This window comes from Pandoraea sp. LA3 (assembly GCF_022696215.1).
Classification (GTDB): Bacteria; Pseudomonadota; Gammaproteobacteria; order Burkholderiales; family Burkholderiaceae; genus Pandoraea; species Pandoraea capi.
The window spans coordinates 18,287-33,817 of record NZ_PTPY01000040.1 but is presented as its reverse complement, the minus strand read 5'-3'; the positions used below and the strand labels follow the sequence as shown (position 1 = coordinate 33,817).

Below are 15,531 nucleotides of genomic sequence, written 5' to 3'. Positions count from 1 at the left end.
GCATGAAACCCATAGAACAACAGTTCTTCAACGACCTGGAAAAGAAGCTCTGGACCGCTGCCGACAGGCTGCGCTCCAACCTCGATGCCGCCGTCTACAAGCACGTCGTGCTCGGGCTGATCTTTCTCAAGTACGTCTCCGATGCTTTCGAGGAACGGCAGCGCGAACTGCGCGAACAGTTCACCAATCCGGATCATGACTACTACATGGACCCGGACGAGTACGGCGGAGCAGGTACCCAGGAGTACGAAGACAACATCGCCGCCGAGCTGGAAGTGCGCGACTACTACATCGAGAAGAACGTGTTCTGGGTGCCTCTGGAAGCACGCTGGCAAACCCTGCGTGATTGCGCGCAACTGCCACCCAAGGCGGCTTTGCCCTGGAACAAGCCCGGGAAGGACGAGCCAGAGGAAATGCGCTCGGTCGGCTGGCTGATCGACAACGCCATGGAAGCCGTCGAGCGCGAGAACGCCCGCCTGAAGAACGTGCTCAACAAAGACTTCGCGCGTGTGCAGCTCGACTCCAGCAAGCTGGCCGGGCTGATCAGCCACTTCTCGGATACCGACTTCAGCGCCAAGGAGTACAAGGGCCAGCCGCTGGACCTGAAATCCAAGGACATCCTCGGCCACGTCTACGAATACTTCCTCGGCCAGTTCGCCCTCGCCGAAGGCAAAAAGGGCGGCCAGTACTACACGCCCAAGAGCATCGTCACTCTGATCGTGGAAATGCTCCAGCCGTTCAGGGGCCGCGTCTACGACCCGGCCATGGGCTCCGGCGGCTTCTTCGTGCAGAGCGAGGAGTTCATCGAGCAGCACGGCGGCAAGGCAGCCAACGGCAAGAGCGGGCAGATCAGCGTCTACGGGCAGGAGAGCAACCCCACCACCTGGCGATTGGCCGCGATGAACATGGCCATTCGCGGTATCGACTTCAACTTCGGCCCCGGCCCGGCCGATACGCTGTTGAACGACCTGCACCCGGACTTGCGCGCCGATTTTGTGATGGCCAACCCGCCCTTCAACATGAAGGAATGGTGGAACGAAAAGCTAGCCGCGGACCCGCGCTGGATTGCCGGCACGCCGCCGCAGGGCAACGCCAACTTCGCCTGGCTGCAACACATGCTCTGGCACCTGGCGCCCACCGGCAGCATGGCGCTGCTGCTGGCCAACGGTTCGATGAGTTCCAACACCAACAACGAGGGTGAAATCCGCAAGCGACTGATCGAGGACGACTACGTGGAGTGCATGGTGGCACTGCCCGGCCAGCTGTTCACCAACACCCAGATCCCTGCCTGCATCTGGTTCCTGACTCGCGACAAGCAGAACGGCTTCGCGCTGGACAAGAAGAAGCGCGACCGGCGCGGCGAATTCTTGTTTATCGACTCCCGCCAGTTAGGCTATATGAAGGATCGTGTGTTGCGCGATTTCACCCAGGATGACATCCAGAAGATCGCTGATACCTTCCATGCCTGGCAGCAGGGCGACAACTATGAAGACGTGCCTGGTTTCTGCTACTCCGCTAGGCTGAAAGACGTGCACAAACATGAGCATGTGCTGACGCCAGGGCGCTATGTGGGCGCGGCGGAGCAAGAAGAGGATGGCGAACCTTTTGCCGAGAAGATGCAGCGGCTGACGGCGCAACTGGCGGAGCAATTTGCGGAAAGTGCGAAGCTGGAAGCGGAGATTAAGAAAAATCTGGCGGGGCTGGGTTATGGCGGGTGAGTGGCGCAAGGTGTCTTTCGAGAAGCTGCTTGCAGAGCCTGTTCGAAACGGCATCTACAAGGCGAAAGAGTTTCACGGTCGAGGAGCAAAGATTGTGAACATGGGCGAGCTATTTGCATATCCAAGATTGCGCTCCGTTCCCATGAAGCGGGTTGAGCTAAGCGCGTCAGAGGAAAGTCGATTTCTACTCGCCGACGGTGATTTGATTTTTGCCCGCCGCTCTCTTACGGCCGAAGGTGCGGGTAAGTGCAGTGTTGTGCTCCAACTTGACGAGCCGACGACATTCGAGTCATCTATCATTCGGGCACGCCCAGATAAGTCCAAAGCAAATTCGCTCTATCTTTACTACTTCTTCAATTCGCCAAGCGGACTTCATGCATTAGATACGATTCGTCGGCAAGTTGCGGTAGCCGGAATCACTGGTAGCGACCTGGCGAAGCTTGAAATACCAACACCCCACCTCGAAGAACAACGCGCAATTGCCCGTATCCTCGGTGTGCTGGATGACAAGATCGACCTCAATCGTCGCATCAACCAAACCCTAGAAGCCATGGCGCAAGCCATCTTCAAATCCTGGTTTGTCGATTTCGACCCGGTCAAGGCCAAGATCGCCGCCATCGAACAAGGCGAAGACTCGCCGCGCGCCGCCATGCGCGCCATCAGCGGCAAGACCGACGCCGAAATCGACCAGATGCCTCGTGAGCACCACGACCAACTCGCCGCCACCGCCGCGCTGTTTCCCGATGCCATGGAAGAGTCGGAGTTGGGGGATATTCCGAAGGGGTGGAACATCAAATCCGTTGCTGATCTGGCGCGGTACGGAGTCGGCAAGACTGCTGTGTCTTCCTTGACTATTGAAACCTATATATCTACAGAAAATATGATTGAGAACCGGGGCGGGGTGGGTCGCGCATCCTCTCTGCCTGTGGTTAGTGCCGTTCCGTCCTTCAAGAAGGGGCAGGTTCTAATTTCCAACATCAGGCCATATTTCAAGAAAATATGGATGGCACGTTTTGATGGGGGGAGATCAAATGACGTGCTCTGTTTCGAGGCGAAAGAAGAAGGCTGTCAAGAATTTATTTACAACCTGCTTTATCAGGATGATTTTTTTGAATTCATGATGCGCACATCCAAAGGAGCAAAAATGCCAAGGGGAGACAAGGACGCAATCGCTGGCTGGACGTTTCCTTGCGCGTCTCCGGAACTTAGATGTGCCTTCTCGGAAAGGGTTCGCCCGTTCTATTTGCACATTGAAAATCTCAATTTGGAGTGTCGGCACATTTCTGCACTCCGCGACACCCTACTTCCCAAACTTCTCTGTGGTGAGTTGAAGGTTCCTTCTAATCTGAGTAATGAGGAAGGTCAATGACTCAGCAAGAGAGCATCTTCCCTGAGAAGCAGAGCATAGGCTACTTTGAGAAAATTCCAGTTTGGAAGAGTGGGGAAAAGTGCTTTGAAGTGATGGCTGATGAGCGCAGTGGTCGAATTCCAGTAACTCGATTGGAATCATGGCGGGATTACACTGAGCTATTGGAAAGCCCATTTTTCAATCGCCCTGCGACACAACTGATTTTTCGTGGCCAACGACGCTCAGACTGGAGTTTGATGCCGACCCTAGGTCGTCTATCCGACAATGGGGTCGTCACCGAGAATCTGGCAGCGACTCAGCTTGAGCGCTTCAAGCGGGCAATTCGAGGCCGACTTAGTGACAATAGTCTCGTGGATGAAGATGATGAGCTTTGGTCCATTGGTCAGCATCACGGATTGATGACACCTTTACTTGACTGGACTTATTCCCCATATGTCGCCCTCTTTTTTGCCTTTGCCAAGGCTGATAGCAAGGATGAAGAAGAGAGTCCCTATCGTGTCGTCTATGTTCTCAATAAGAGTTTTATTCTGGGGCATCAAGATGAGACTGGCATTCGACTTTGGGAGCCGCGCAAGGACAGCTACGGGAGGTTAGTTAATCAGGCTGGACTGTTCACTTTCTCTCCGTATGACGCCACGATAGAAAACAAGCTGGCAAATGTCTTGGCTGACGACGAGGCTTTTGAAGATGAAGAGTTACGCTCCGCATCGGAAGAAGATCAGCCTGATTTATTAGCTAGATACATCTGCAAGATTTATATCCGTAATGAAGGGCGTGATGCTTGCTTACGCCATCTTAGGCGGATGAACGTACACCATGCCAGTCTCTTTCCTGATCTGATCGGAGCATCTGATTATTGCAATATCACAACCGCCGAAGCGGAAGAGGAAGCCAGTCTTGCGCGAGCTGCAGAGCTCGAGCGCTTGATCTCTACTCAAGTTGTTCAAGTGCCTCCTGTTCCAGCTGTTGATGTTGTGGAGGCTCCCATCATTGATTCGGAGCAGACTTCTTTCAAAATTGATGCCATCTTGCGTGCTCATCCCGACGCGCAGCAAGTGGAACCAGGACGTATCGCTTTGATTGCTAGCGAACTATCCCGCGATATTTCCAAACACCAAGTTGTGGATTGGGACAAGCGTGAAGACGCTCAGGCTCGAATGCGTAACGTTATCCGAGTCACATTGCGAAAGAACGGCTATCCATCGCAACTACGTGATGAAGTGGTCGCACAAATCATGGATGCGGTGAAGCAGCAGGTAGCGGAGGGGAAATGATTACTGAACAACAACTCGAAGACCTCTGCATTGAATGGTTCGGGAGTCTCGGTTGGACGTACACACAGGGCCCTGATATTGCGCCCGATGGAGACCAACCTGCTCGCTCCGACTATCGTCAGACCGTATTGCGCGAACGCTTGTTGGTCGCGCTCATCCGCATCAACCCGCACATCCCCGTCGCGGCGCTAGAGCAGGCGGCACACGAGCTTCTGACGGTCAGCGAGCCGCTGTTGATTGCACGCAACCGTCATGTGCATCGACTGCTGCTGGCTGGCATTCCGGTCGAGTTTTCCATAGGCGACGAAAAGCGCACCGACCTGGTCAACCTGATCGACTTCGCCAACCCACTCAACAACGACTTCGTGTTGGTCAGCCAGTTCACCGTCACCGGCACCAAGCAGCCTCGCCGTCCGGATTTGGTGGCTGTCGTCAACGGCCTGCCGCTGGCGGTGATCGAGCTGAAGAACCCAGCAAACGAGCAGACCGACATCTGGGATGCCTTCAACCAGATCCAGACCTACAAGGAAGAGATCGGCGACCTGTTCAACACCAATGTGGCGGTGGTGGTCAGCGACGGTTTCACGGCGCGGTTGGGGTCGCTCACGGCCAATCAGGAGCGCATGCAGCCCTGGCGAGCAATCGCTAATGAAGACGACCGACCGCTGCTGGAGTTCGAACTGGAGACGCTGGTGCGCGGGTTCTTCGCACCTGCGCTGTTTCTCGATTACGTGCGCCACTTCGTGCTGTTCGAACAGGATGCCGACCACATCGTCAAGAAGATCGCGGGCTACCACCAGTTCCATGCGGTGCGCGAGGCGGTGAAGGCCACGGTGATCGCCGCCAGCAGTCCGAACAAAGGCGTGCTGGAAGTGCAGGAGCCGCGTGCCACCTATGGCAAGGAAGTGCGGCCCGGCAGCCGCAAGGCCGGCGTGGTGTGGCATACGCAAGGCTCGGGCAAGAGCATCACCATGGCCTGCTACGCGGGCAAGCTGTTGCAGCAGCCGGAGATGAAAAACCCCACGCTGGTGGTGGTGACCGACCGCAACGATCTGGACGGGCAGTTGTTCGGCACCTTCTGCGCCGCCGAAGACCTGCTGCGGCAGACGCCGGTGCATGCTGGCAGTCGCGAGGAACTGCGCGAGATGCTGGCTTCGCGCGAGGCTGGCGGCATCATCTTCACCACGGTGCAGAAGTTTGCCCTTTTGGACGATGAGGAACAGCACCCGCTGCTGTCGGATCGCAGCAATATCGTGGTGATTTCCGACGAGGCGCACCGCAGCCAGTACGGCATGAAAGGGCGACTGGATACCAAGACCGGCAAGTACGTATTTGGCTACGCCAAGCACATGCGCGACGCGTTGGCCAACGCCACCTTCATCGGCTTCACCGGCACCCCCATCGCCCTGGAAGACAAAGACACAAGGGCGGTGTTCGGCGATTACGTCAGCATCTACGACATTCAGGACGCGGTGGACGATGGCGCCACGGTACAGATCTTCTACGAAAGCCGCCTGGCCAAGCTGGACGTGAACCAGGCCGAGATCGACGCACTCAATGCCCAGGTAGATGAGGTCATCGAGGACGAGGAAGACATCACCGCCCGCGAGAAGACCAAGAGCGATTGGGCTGCGCTGACCAAGCTGGTCGGCGCGCAGCCGCGTCTGGAACAGGTGGCTGCCGACTTGGTGCAGCACTTCGAGACGCGCACGGCCACGCTGGAAGGCAAGGCGATGATCGTCTGCATGAGCCGTGACATTTGCGCCGAGCTGTACAACGCCATCGTCGCCCTGCGCCCGGACTGGCACGATGCCGACCCGGAGAAGGGCGCAATCAAGGTAGTGATGACCGGCTCGGCAGCGGACAAGCCCTTGCTGCAGCCGCACCTGTACAGCCAGCAGGTGAAGAAGCGCCTGGAAAAGCGCTTCAAAGACCCAGCAGACCCGTTGAAGCTGGTGATCGTGCGCGACATGTGGCTGACTGGCTTCGACGCGCCCTGCTGCCACACCATGTATGTAGACAAGCCCATGAAGGGCCACAACCTGATGCAGGCCATTGCCCGCGTCAACCGGGTGTTCCGCAACAAGCCCGGTGGATTGGTGGTGGATTACATCGGCATTGCCAACGAACTGAAAGCGGCGCTCAAGACCTATACCGAATCCAAGGGCAAGGGCGACCCGGCGCACAACGCATCCGAGGCCCTGGCGGTACTACTGGAAAAGCTCGACATCGTGCGCGGGCTGATGCATGGCTTCGACTACAGCGGCTTCGAGACCGATGCAATGAAACTGCTGGTGCCGGTAGCCAACCATATCCTGGGCCTGAAGGACGGCAAGCAGCGTTTCCTTGATGCCATGCTGGCCGTGAGCAAGGCGTTTTCCCTGTGCAGCACGTTGGACGAGGCCGCCGCCTTGCGCACGGAGATTGCCTTCTTCGCCGCCGTCAAGGCCGCCATCGTTAAGTTCACCACGGTGGACCGCAAGCGTTCCGACGCGGACAAGAACAGCGCGCTCAAGCAGATCCTGGACAACGCCATCGTGGCGGATGGGGTGGCGGACATCTTCGCCCTAGCGGGCCTGGACAAACCCAACATCGGCCTGCTGTCGGAAGAGTTCTTGGAAGACGTTCGGCAGATGAAGACCCGCAACCTGGCGGTGGAACTGCTGGAAAAGCTGCTGCGTGACGAGATCAAGGCGCGGGGGCGCAACAACGTGGTGCAGGAGAAGAAGTACGGCGACCGCCTGCTGGAAACCCTACGCAAATACCACAATCGGGCGGTGGAGACGTCGCAGGTCATCGAGGAACTGATTCAGATGGCCAAGGACTTCCAGGCTGCGCTGGAACGCGAAGCCGCGTTGGGGCTGAACCCGGATGAGATTGCCTTTTACGATGCTTTGGCCAACAACGAAAGCGCCGTGCGGGAACTGGGTGACGATACCCTCAAAAAGATCGCTGTCGAAATCACTGAAAAACTGCGCAACAGCACCACGGTGGATTGGCAAGTGCGCGAGAGCGTCCGCGCCAAGCTGAGGATTCTGGTGCGACGTACCCTGAAGAAATGGAAGTACCCGCCGGTAGGTGAGGATGCCGCTATCGAACTGGTGCTGAAGCAGGCGGAGTCACTGTCGAACTCTTGGTCGAAGTAGGTGGTGTATTGCGGTACTTTCGGGTCTTGGATAGGCAATGTAAGATTGGAGTCGATTGACAATGCAATCGAAACCGTCGATGCCCCGGAAATCGCTCCATCTCCCGCGCCAGTACTAAGCGCGGTGTTTTGACGGTATATGGCGACGGTAAAGCTTATGTCGATCGTCGAAAATCCATTTAACCACGCGGACTTACGAGCTCCATTGATGATCGAGTGGGAGTGATCCCGCGTCGTCTCGTCTAGGTAGGTGCAAACCGACTGCTCAAGCCCGCTTCATTGCGGGCTTTTTTTCGTCTCGAATGCCTGTCAGGGGGAGTGAAAATGTCTGAACGTCCAACCGTCGCGCTCATTGGTCCCGGCGCCATTGGTACCGTGATTGCTGCGGCATTGCATGAAGTTGACCGAACGCCAGTGCTTTGTGGGCGCACTGCGCATGCGCAGTTGGCGTTGCGTCATGACGAGGGCGAAATCGTGGTGCCGGGTCCGGTGTTGAGTGATCCGGCAACGATAGATCACCCGTTCGACGTGGTGTTTATTGCCGTGAAGACGACTCAGGTTGCTGACAGCGTCGACTGGCTGGCGGCGCTGTGTGATCAGAACACCGTGGTATGCGCGCTGCAAAATGGTGTCGAGCAGCAAGCGCAGCTCAAACCCTACGTCAACGGCGCGAAAGTGCTGCCCTCGGTTGTCTGGTTCCCCGCGCAGCGCGAGGCCGATGCTTCTGTCTGGCTGCGTGCGAAACCACGTCTGACCTTGCCCGACGTGCCGCAAGCGACACGCGTCACCGATTTGCTGAACGGTACCCGCTGCGCAGTCGATCTGTCGGCCGACTTTACCTCCGTCGCCTGGCGCAAACTTCTGCAGAACGCGGTCGCAGGCCTGATGGTGCTGGCGAATCGTCGCGCTGGCATGTTCTCGCGAAGTGATATTGCAGGTCTGGCGTCCGCCTATTTGCACGAATGTCTGAGCGTGGCCCGGGCAAGCGGTGCGTCGCTGAGCGACAGCGTTCCGCAGGAAATCCTCGACGCGTTTCAGCGTGCACCCGCCGATTTAGGCACTTCCATCCTTGCCGATCGACAAGCCAATCGTCCGCTTGAGTGGGATATCCGAAATGGCGTCATCCAGCGTTATGGCCGCCTGCATCACGTTCCTACGCCGATCAGCGATGTGGTGGTGCCGCTGTTGGCGGCTGGTAGCGAAGGGCCGGGTTAAATGTTCTAGAGGTTAAGGCAATCGCCGCAGCGCACCGGCGAGTCGGCGCGATCTTACGTCCCGATGGCGACGGGCAGAACTTGCCGTGGTCGTTGGTCAGATGCTGACAGCAAAAATGACGGGCGCATCACCGCTCGTCATTTCGCAACGCCACTCGCAACGGCACCCTCAGCCGCATTCTGCTCCGCTTCCCGATTCTGCTTCGCCTTGGCCAGACGCCAGCGCGTCAATTCATCCGCTCCCGGACCTTCCACAATCGCGATATCCGGCCCGGTCACTGGCTGACCGGTGCTCTTGTCGATGAACGCCCACTGAACGTCCGCGCCTGTCTTCCGATTGACGATCTTCAGCGACGGGCCGTCAGTGCCTGCCATCGCCATCCGATCTCCGAGCTGCGACATCAACGCCATCATTGGGGCAATCTGACGCCCCTTGGGCGTGAGCCAATACTCGAATCGCTCCGGATTCGTCTGATAGCGGCGCCGCTCCACCAGGCCAGTGGCCTCCAGATGTTTCAGCCTGTCACTCAGTGTCGCGTTGGTCACGCCGGACGACTGACGAAAGTCGTCATAGCGGTGCAGGCCGATCACGAGATCACGCAGGATCAGCAGACCCCAGCGATCCCCAATCGCACCCATCACGCCGGCGATGGAACACACCATGCCGTCAAATCCTTTCGAGCGCATGTCACGGATCTCCTCGCGGTTTCGAATCCCCGAGTGGGGAAACTCTGATTATAAGAACTACCTCCGTCGACGGCAACAATCCAGTAAATGAGCGACGTTATGCGCTGAATATTGAAAGAAACGAAGAATTCGTAATACGACCCCGCTTGCACGAATTGTAACTCTTATAATAAGATTGACTATCGAATTTGCCAATTGACTGGCACCGCCACCCATCGCGGACCTTGTCGTCACGTGACGTCTGACGGAATACCCGCGTCCGAAAGGGCGCATTTACCGAAGCTTCAAGCCATGGAAAAAACGCCAGACCTCACGCGCCGCACTTTGATGAAGGCCACCGCCACCATTGCCGGGATCGTCCCCGTGATGACTGCGGCAACGACCGCGCTCGGCGCTGAACAGACACCCCCGGCCGCGCAGGCCGCGCCGCTTTCCGGCGGACCTGCACCGCAGCCGACAACGCTCGCCGAAGTTCCACTTAGCGCCGATGTCACGTTGACGGTCGAGCGTCGTGGACAGATCGCGTTGCTTGGCCTGAATCGTCCGGCATTGCAAAACCGCATCGATCCCGACACGTTTCGCGCGCTGGCACGCGCCTTGTACGACTTCGATCACGATCCATCATTGCGGGCCGTGGTGCTGTACGGTCACGGCGAGCACTTTTCGCATGGCATCGACGTCGATGCCTTCCGCAAGGCTTCGGCCGCTGGCAGTCCGCTTGTCGGCGTGCCGCGTATCGTCAATCCGCTCAACTACGGGCCGGGCCATCGCACGAAGCCGTTGATCGTCGCGGTGCATGGCGATACGTGGAACATGGCGCACGAACTGTTCCTCTCGGCGGACATCCGTATTGCTGCGGCAAATACGCAATTCGGTCAGGACGAAAACACGCACGGACGGTTTCCGGGCGGTGGCTCGACGGTGCGTTTCGTTCAGGAAGCGGGGTGGGGCAACGCCATGCGCTACATGCTGACCGGCGATCACTGGACGGCAGACGATGCGTACCGCATGGGCACGCTGCAAGAGATTGCGGCGACACCGCAAGCTGCGCTTGAGCGAGCCATCGCAATCGCTAACAAGGTCGCAGCTTGCGGCCCGCTTGGCGTGCAGGCGACGCTGGCCTCGGCGCACCTCGCCATCGATGCGAGTCAGGGGCCGGCATTCGCCGCGCTCGGGGCGCAGTACGGCGCGGTGTACCGCACGAACGATTTCATCGAAGGTGTCACGGCCGAGGCACAGGGCCGCGCACCGGTCTTTCACGGCAACTGATCGCCGTCAACCGCAGGTGGCGCGCAGCGCGGCCAATGCACCGCGCTGGCGCGCACTGCATCTGAACATCCACATCCATGCCCCGGGAGGGAACGCGTCATGACGTCTCACGCTACGTCCAGAATTTTCGTCGTCGGTGGCACCGGCGCACAAGGTTTGCCGGTGATCGGTGCGCTGGTCGCCGACAAGAAGTACTTCGTGCGGGCGCTCAGCCGCGATGCCAACTCTCGACGCGCCCGCGAATTGCTGGCGCTCGGCAACACGGAGATCGTCGAGGGTACGTTTGCGGACGAAGGCACACTACGTGCAGGACTGCGTGGTTGCGACGGCGCCTTCATCAACATCGACGGCTTCAACACCGGCGAACGGACCGAGATGTACTGGGCGATTCGCTGCTACGAAATTGCCATCGAAGAGGGCATCCGGTTCTTCGTCTACGGCAATCTGGATTACGCGCTCAAGAAGGCCGGGTACGACTCGAAATTTCGTGCCGGTCACTACGACGGCAAGGGCCGCATCGGCGAATGGATCCTGTTTCAGAACCAGACAAATCGCGAGCGCATGGGGGCTGCGGTGTTCACCTCCGGGCCGTACATGGAGATGGCCATCGCGGCCATGACGCCGATGTCGCCCTCAGTGGAAGACGGTGTCGTGACGTGGCGTGTGCCGCTGGGCGACGGCGCGGTGCCGCACGTCGCCCTCGATGACTGTGGCTATTACGTGCGCTGGCTCTTCGACAACCCGTCGCGCGCGAACGGGATGAACCTCGAAGTCGCCATCGAGCATGTGCATTACGCCAGGCTGGCCGAGGCGTTCGAAGCGGTGACAGGGCGCCCGGCGCGTTACGTCGACACGGCCGTGGACGACTATTGGCAAGGCCCGCTGGCGGCGTCCGCCGGACGGCCTGCCGGTTACAACGCAGACCCGAAAGACAAGAGCACCATGAGTTTTCGCGACAATTTCACCGGGTTCTGGAATGTCTGGAAGCACAACGTGATTACGCGCGATTACGCCTTGCTCGATGAGATTCATCCGAATCGCATCCGGACCGTGGAAGCGTGGCTGCGACGGGAGCAGGAGAAGGGGCTCGCGCTTGGTAAAGGCGGGCTATGGGAGCGCGTGCAGCCGGAAAACTGGTTCCGGCAGCCGCCATTGCTCAAGCTGGTCGAGGATCGGGGGCAGGGCGCGCTCTGATGCCCCTCAGATCCCGCTTTACGCGCCCGGCGGAATCAGCACCTCGATGCCATGCGTTCTCGCCATCTCCAGCAGCGCGACCATTTGCGCTGGTGTCGGGGGCTCGGCGGGCTTGGCCGGCATCGCGCCCTCGACCCGAAGCCCGGCCTTGACGATGAATTCGTCGAAGCCGCCGGGCGTCGTGACCAGAAGGCTGCGCGTCGGCACCTTCCCCAAATTCCGCAAACGTTGCGGCACGCCGCGCGGCGCGAAATAGGATTGCCCGGCGCGCAGCACCGTGACGTCGTCACCGATCGTCACTTCCAGCTCGCCCTCCAGAATCGTCATCGATTCGTCCTCGAACCGGTGAAGGTGAAGGCCGCCGTCACCGCCCGGCGGCATCGTGCCTTCGATCATCGTGAACTGACCTCCCGTTTGCTGCGAGGACAACAGCACCCGCATCGAAACGCCAAGGAATAAATAGGTGGGGGCCGAACGTTCTACTACGGACGGCAGCGAAGCAACGGATGTCATCTCGAACTCTCGATTTGGCAGGACACGACGAAACCCGGATATCGGGCGGACGTTCGCATTAGCGCACACCACCCACCGGTCGACAGGCCGGATCCGGCGATTCGCGACCTAAAATTCCGTTCGTCCTGAAAGTCCGAAAGGTCCTGGAAGACGCGTCGGCGCATTCACCACAACCAAGGGCCCGCAGGGGCAGCAATGGCAGGAAGACCCGCATGAAACCGGAACGCATTACCGCGATTCGCGATGGAAAACGTGTGCCGTTGTTCGACGGCGAACCGCTCGGGCTGCATTCGCCGTCGCCGACGCTGCTCATCGAAACGCACGAGGTCCCGTCCGACATGCCGCTCTCGCATGTCATCACCGAACAGATCGCCACCCTGTTTCTCGACGCGGCGCACATCGATCACTGCTCCGACAGCTTGCCGCCTGAGCGCCTCGTGGTGCCCGCAGGCGCCGTGGCGCTGTCGTTGCGCGACGAAATGGAGACGGTACGCTGGGTGCGGCCAGCACGCGTGGTGAGTGTGCGCATCGACGACCGCGTGCTGGCGGAGGCCTCGCTTGCCGCCGGCCGGAGCGGGCGGGCGACGGTCATGCCCGCCAGCAGCGTACAAAGCGCGCAACTGACGATGCTCATGGGCGCACTTCATGCGGAGCAACGCGACGGCTTTCGCAGCGGTCGACTTTTCCTCGACGGCATCGAGCAGGCGATGGCGGCAACGCTGGTCGGTCATCACGCGTCTTGCGCTGCGTCAGAAAGCGGTGGGGGGCTGACGCCTGCGCAGGCCCGACGCGTCGACGATCTCGTGCGTAGCCGGTTGGACGGCACCGTCGCGCTGGCCGAACTTGCCGATTGCGCGGGTTACAGCGTGTCGCACTTCACGGCGCTGTTCCGGCAGACGTTCGGTACCACGCCCCATCGGTATGTGACGCGACTGCGCATAGAGCGCGCGATGACGCTGCTCGCCAAGCCGCATTGGTCGGTACTCGATGTCGCCATCGATTGCGGCTTCCAGACGACGCAGCACTTTGCCCGTGTCTTTCGGGCAGTCACCGGCGTTTCGCCGGGGGAGTTCCGGCGTCGCGGCTGATGTGATGTGACGTGACGTCAGGTCTTCTGCGTCGGATTCGTCGCCCGGAACCACGTCACCAGAAAGTCCGCCAACGCTCGCGTCTTCGCGGAGAGATGGCTTTTGGTCGGATAGACGAGCTTGATGTCGGCCGGCGGTAGCGCCCAGTCGACCATGACGGCGCGCAATTGGCCTGACGCGAGATACGGATGGATGTCCCACATCGAGCGGATGAGCATGCCGTGTCCGTCCAGCGCCCATGTCGTGGCGGCGGCGCCGTCGTTGGTACTCAGCATGCCGCGTACCTTGACCGTCTCCTGACGATCGGCCTGCCGGAAGTGCCAGGTCCCGTAGGTCTCGTCGCTCTCGCGAATCACGATGCACTGATGCGCCGCCAGATCCGAGGGGTGCGCCGGCTCGCCCGCGTCGGTCAGATAGCTGGGCGACGCGCACAGCACCCGCGCGTTCGGCATCAACTGCCGCGCCGTCAGACGGGAGTCCGGTAGATCGCCGAAGCGGATCGCCGCATCGAATCCTTGTTCGACGAGATTCACCGGCCGATCCGTGAGGTGCAACTGCACCTCGACCTCCGGGTACTCGCGGGCAAACGCAGAGAGCGCCGGGGCGATGTGCGTGCGTCCGAAGCCGAGCGTTGCGGCCAGTCGCAGCAGGCCGCGAGGCGAGGTCTGCGCGCCGGTCACGGCATGCTCCAACGCTTCGAGTTCGCCGAGGATTCGAGCGCCGTCCTGCAAGTACATCTCGCCTTCCGGTGTGAGGCTGATGCGTCGTGTCGTACGATGCAGCAATCGCACGCCGAGCCGATGCTCCAGTTGCGCCAGCCGACGGCTGACCGCTGGTGGCGTAATGCCCATCTGCTGGGCGGCAGCGGCCATGCTACCTTCCTTCATGAGCGTCGCGAAAAAGCGCAGATCGGAGAAGCCGTCCACTGACATGTCGATTCGTGCCTTGCAATTAACAATGAAGTGATTTTGAGTCACTTTATGTCGTTTTGCATCAAATATAGGATGTGCATGACACGCGGCCGTGCGCCGCTATCGCATCAAACTCGCATCGAACCCGCACCGAACCTGACGGCAGAAAAGGGCCTATGACCTCCCAAGCACTCTTTCCCGGCTTCACCGCCTATCGTTTGCCGACGCCTGACGGCCAGCATATCCATGCGCTGACCGGTGGTAGCGGCCCGGCGTTGCTGATGCTGCATGGACACCCGCAGACGTCTGCCATCTGGCACAAGGTCGCGCCTGCGCTCGCCCAGCATTTCACGCTGGTGCTAGCCGATCTGCGGGGGTATGGCGACTCCGCCAAGCCTGCGGGTGACGTCGAGCATACGGCTTACAGCAAGCGTGTCATGGCGCAGGACATGGTGGCCGCCATGCGCGAGTTGGGGCATACGTCGTTCTCGGTGTTGGCTCACGACCGGGGCGCGCGCGTTGCGCATCGACTGGCCGCCGATCATCCGGAGATCGTTGACCGGGTGGTGCTGCTCGACATTGCGCCGACGCTCGCCATGTACGAGCAGGCGGGCGACGCCTTTGCGCGGGCCTACTGGCACTGGTTCTTCCTGATTCAGCCCGCGCCGCTGCCTGAGCGTCTGATCGAAGCGGATCCTGCGGCCTATTTGCGTGACGTGATGGGGCGGCGGAGCGCCGGATTGGCACCGTTCGACCCGCGCGCGTTGGCGGAGTATCAGCGCTGTCTGTCGCTGCCGGGCGCAGCGCATGGCGTCTGTGAGGACTACCGCGCGGCGGCTACGATCGACCTCACGCACGACCGCGAGGATCGTGAGGCAGGGCGCAAGCTTGAGATGCCGGTGCTGGCGCTCTGGGGCGAGCAGGGTGTCGTGCATCGCTGCTTCCAGCCGCTGACAGAGTGGCAGCGCGTGGCGTCCAACGTGCGCGGGCACCCGCTGCCTTGCGGTCACTACATTGCGGAAGAAGCGCCCGATGTGTTGCTGGCAGACGTGCTGCCGTTTCTGCTTGAGGGACGCTAAGCCCCTTGTCACGCGGTGACGGACGAGAGGGCGATGGCGGCGATGGCGGCGATGACGGGCTCGCGAGTGC

12 protein-coding genes are annotated in these 15,531 nt (G+C 60.0%); 9 read left to right on the top strand and 3 right to left on the bottom strand.

The window, feature by feature from the left end:
* The first annotated feature begins 2 nt into the window (after positions 1-2).
* From C5N93_RS26075 to C5N93_RS26055, 5 genes are all read left to right on the top strand, one after another.
* Positions 3-1,718, top strand: a complete 1,716-nt coding sequence (locus C5N93_RS26075; RefSeq protein ID WP_242561555.1) for a class I SAM-dependent DNA methyltransferase — start codon at positions 3-5, stop codon at positions 1,716-1,718.
* Positions 1,660-3,087 carry a restriction endonuclease subunit S gene (locus tag C5N93_RS26070; protein WP_242561554.1) on the top strand — a complete coding sequence of 476 codons (1,428 nt, stop codon included), beginning with the start codon at positions 1,660-1,662 and terminating at the stop codon, positions 3,085-3,087. The genes C5N93_RS26075 and C5N93_RS26070 overlap by 59 nt, the downstream gene beginning before the upstream one ends.
* A complete protein-coding gene (locus C5N93_RS26065; RefSeq protein WP_242561553.1) occupies positions 3,084-4,361 on the top strand; it encodes an FRG domain-containing protein in 1,278 nt (425 codons plus the stop codon). Before C5N93_RS26070 ends, C5N93_RS26065 begins: the two co-directional genes overlap by 4 nt.
* On the top strand, positions 4,358-7,507 hold the full coding sequence (locus C5N93_RS26060) for a type I restriction endonuclease subunit R (protein ID WP_242561552.1): 3,150 nt from the start codon (positions 4,358-4,360) through the stop codon (positions 7,505-7,507). The genes C5N93_RS26065 and C5N93_RS26060 overlap by 4 nt, the downstream gene beginning before the upstream one ends.
* A 317-nt stretch (positions 7,508-7,824) precedes the next feature.
* Positions 7,825-8,721 (top strand): oxidoreductase, encoded by an 897-nt coding sequence (locus tag C5N93_RS26055; protein ID WP_242561551.1) that lies wholly within the window; start codon positions 7,825-7,827, stop codon positions 8,719-8,721.
* A gap of 137 nt (positions 8,722-8,858) precedes the next feature.
* Here C5N93_RS26055 and C5N93_RS26050 read toward each other — a convergent pair whose 3' ends face one another.
* The gene (locus C5N93_RS26050; RefSeq protein ID WP_242561550.1) at positions 8,859-9,407 is read right to left on the bottom strand and encodes a helix-turn-helix domain-containing protein; all 549 of its coding nucleotides are present in this window, start codon (positions 9,405-9,407) and stop codon (positions 8,859-8,861) included.
* A gap of 291 nt (positions 9,408-9,698) precedes the next feature.
* Here C5N93_RS26050 and C5N93_RS26045 point away from each other — a divergent pair, with 291 nt between their 5' ends.
* Both C5N93_RS26045 and C5N93_RS26040 read left to right on the top strand, forming a co-directional pair.
* On the top strand, positions 9,699-10,676 hold the full coding sequence (locus C5N93_RS26045; RefSeq protein ID WP_242561549.1) for an enoyl-CoA hydratase-related protein: 978 nt from the start codon (positions 9,699-9,701) through the stop codon (positions 10,674-10,676).
* A 99-nt stretch (positions 10,677-10,775) separates the two neighbouring features.
* The gene (locus C5N93_RS26040) at positions 10,776-11,870 is read left to right on the top strand and encodes an NmrA family NAD(P)-binding protein (RefSeq protein ID WP_242561548.1); all 1,095 of its coding nucleotides are present in this window, start codon (positions 10,776-10,778) and stop codon (positions 11,868-11,870) included.
* A gap of 18 nt (positions 11,871-11,888) precedes the next feature.
* On the opposite strand, the gene C5N93_RS26035 is transcribed toward C5N93_RS26040, so the two are convergent.
* The gene (locus C5N93_RS26035) at positions 11,889-12,266 is read right to left on the bottom strand and encodes a cupin domain-containing protein (protein ID WP_242561547.1); all 378 of its coding nucleotides are present in this window, start codon (positions 12,264-12,266) and stop codon (positions 11,889-11,891) included.
* Between the two features lie 329 nt (positions 12,267-12,595).
* Between C5N93_RS26035 and C5N93_RS26030 the strand changes: the two genes are divergently transcribed.
* On the top strand, positions 12,596-13,471 hold the full coding sequence (locus C5N93_RS26030; protein WP_242561546.1) for a helix-turn-helix transcriptional regulator: 876 nt from the start codon (positions 12,596-12,598) through the stop codon (positions 13,469-13,471).
* Between the two features lie 17 nt (positions 13,472-13,488).
* Here the strand turns inward: C5N93_RS26030 and C5N93_RS26025 are convergent, their stop codons facing one another.
* On the bottom strand, positions 13,489-14,397 hold the full coding sequence (locus C5N93_RS26025) for a LysR substrate-binding domain-containing protein (protein ID WP_242561618.1): 909 nt from the start codon (positions 14,395-14,397) through the stop codon (positions 13,489-13,491).
* Positions 14,398-14,558: 161 nt separating this feature from the next.
* Between C5N93_RS26025 and C5N93_RS26020 the strand changes: the two genes are divergently transcribed.
* Positions 14,559-15,461: an alpha/beta hydrolase gene (locus tag C5N93_RS26020; protein WP_242561545.1), complete on the top strand. Its 903-nt coding sequence runs from the start codon at positions 14,559-14,561 to the stop codon at positions 15,459-15,461.
* Positions 15,462-15,531: the final 70 nt, after the last annotated feature.